The following is a 2,456-nucleotide window of genomic DNA, read 5'->3' as shown; positions in this document are numbered from 1 at the left end:
GTTTATATTTATGCGAAAATACAAACGACTGTAAAGATTACTCTCATCATTCAATCGGGGTGTTATATGCGTCGTAGAGTGATTTTAATGTTACTCCATCTGCTGATATTTCAAATGATAGAGCATAACCCCCCATAGCTTTATAACTGGTTACATAATCTTCATTTATATAATAAAATAATCTCCATGCCTCAGGCTTTAATACATTCCTAAATACGCCGTATCCAGAAAGAGCTATGTCTACACCACCATAAACTAAATTTGCCGTTCTTTTATTTGACCCGATAAAATTAAAAGCATGTTCATAGCCTAATCTCAAATAACCTTTATAATCGGCATCGTTATTAAGTAATGATGTTAAATTTTCTTCAAAATTCCCTGCACCATGAACAATGAGCGCCGAACCTGCTACATAGCCAACCACCGTTGTACTTGTTGCGGTTACAATCGCAAGACCTGTGATAAATTGCACTGCTCCGGCGACTAAACCAATACCTTTTAGAATATAAGTGTACGCGTCATTTTCCTTTTTTATTTCAATAGCTGCATATTTTTGAACTATATTATTTCTTATAATATTCTCTTGTTGTGATAAATATAACCGTTCTTGCTTTAAGTTTTGTATCGCTTGTGATTTATCGGATTCAGAGGATGACTGGCTTAGTATTGTACCTAAATTGTAATCAGTAAATTTTTTAATTTCATTTTGAAATTTTCTTTTAACTGAAAAGTTTTCTAGAAATGTTGATACTGATAAGGCAGATTCAGTTACACTTCGAGCAGTTAATGCTCCCATTGAGGATAAATAATCATTATTTCTATTTATAAACATGATTAATAAACCCTATCTTCCCAGAAGCTATAACCACTAGTGCCAGCTAAGTGATGTTGCCATGTAATACTTTTATATTTAAATGATACGTTCTCTAATGGCTGAGCATCGTTGTGAGTTGATGAGTTTGGACAAATAATATCAATATTGCAAATTGTCGCACCTATAACTTTGATTGAAAAATAAAGAGATAACCCGCCACTGTTATCTGTCCTGTACATGTTAAATGTACATTCCAATTCTTCATTGTTTGATATTGCCACTCCTAGTAATGGGGTTGATTTATCTATTGGTTTTTTTATGTTAATAGGAAAATGGTTTACATTTTGCTCTCTAGATAAAGAGGAATTTAATTCGTAAATATAAATTTCGTTTTCATGTCCGGTTTGATAAATATTTCCTATAGAATCCTCTGATGAACACCCAGACGATATTAACCCTTGTTTATTACCTTTTATTGTTAAATAAATAATGTTAGCCATTGTATTTCCCTTAGCTATATTTGATGTGATGCAAAAATACAAAAAAAACATTTTATTTGTCAATGACATTGATCATTTTTTGAAAAAATAGTGATTGTATTTATATTAGGTTATATTGCGTCAATTAAATTTTATTTTCATTTTAAATAAACCAAATAAACGGCGAATTATATCGCCATCTTTATTTGTTTGTCTTCTTTAAATTGAAAATGCAGCGCTACCACAGTGCGGCCTTTCTTTACTGTATCTACTGATATGACTAAATCGCTTTTTTCATTTAATTCTTTTAAAGCTGGAACTAAAAGTAATTGGTTCAATGACTTAAATGTCTTATATTTATCATCTATCCCTAACATAGAACGAAAATCTTCTAAGGAAATTATTCTATCGCCAGTTTGCTTAAATTGTTGTAGTAACTCATATATACGAATGCTATATGTTCTTTTTAAAGCTGATACGTTCTTGATGGCTATCTTTGTAAACTGCCCTTGTAATTGGGTTAGATATGGCATAATTGAATCTGAAAAAACTATTTCACTTTTACCTTCTCCGCTAAAATACTTGGCTTTTTCTTGAATCCAGCGTATTTCACGTTTTTCATCTTTTTTAGTTATCGATATAGTTCTATCCCATAAGCGTTCTATTGCTTCTTGTAATCGACGTTCTGCATTTTCTTTACCCATATCAGGGAAAGCTAAACAAAATTCCTTAGCGGTTAACTGAAAGGTATTTTCTGGTTTTTCATCTTGAGGATTGAGCTTCCCTATACACATCAATAACACCCGTTGTTCTTGCAATGTTAGTTTGTAACTGGCTTCAATCAGTGCATTCGATTTGTAAGCAACAAGTTCACTCATGATGATTCCTCTAATGTTATCGGAAATAAATTAAAAGTAGTTATTACCTCACAAAAAAGCAATGTATTTATTTAAAATATTACCTTTTCTTGTGACTATTACCGTCAAAAGCATTGCCTATTACCGTCAAAAGCATTGCCTATTACCGTCAAAAGCATTGCCTATTACCGTCAAAAGCATTGCCTATTAGCATGTAATTGTTTGATTTAATTAATAAAAAAACGACCGAAAACAAGAATAAAAACAAGAAAAACAAGTTAAAAAGAGCGCACCCTGTGGATAAGT

At 31.8% G+C, this 2,456-nt stretch carries 3 protein-coding genes; all 3 read right to left on the bottom strand.

Annotated features, from left to right (window positions below; translation table 11 throughout):
* Positions 1 to 46: 46 nt before the first annotated feature.
* Entirely contained in the window at positions 47 to 832 is a 786-nt protein-coding gene (locus ABLA85_RS05220) for a DUF4225 domain-containing protein (RefSeq protein WP_367961986.1), read from the bottom strand.
* Between the two features lie 2 nt (positions 833 to 834).
* Positions 835 to 1,314, bottom strand: coding sequence for an Hcp family type VI secretion system effector (locus tag ABLA85_RS05215; protein ID WP_367961984.1), 480 nt, complete (start codon positions 1,312 to 1,314; stop codon positions 835 to 837).
* A gap of 167 nt (positions 1,315 to 1,481) precedes the next feature.
* Positions 1,482 to 2,171, bottom strand: coding sequence for a replication initiation protein (locus ABLA85_RS05210; RefSeq protein ID WP_367961982.1), 690 nt, complete (start codon positions 2,169 to 2,171; stop codon positions 1,482 to 1,484).
* Positions 2,172 to 2,456: the final 285 nt, after the last annotated feature.

It is taken from the genome of Xenorhabdus sp. SGI246 (assembly GCF_040838225.1).
GTDB classification, from domain to species: domain Bacteria; phylum Pseudomonadota; class Gammaproteobacteria; order Enterobacterales; family Enterobacteriaceae; genus Xenorhabdus; species Xenorhabdus indica.
Note: the sequence above shows the minus strand (reverse complement) of the source record. Positions and strands in the feature narration are given on the sequence as shown.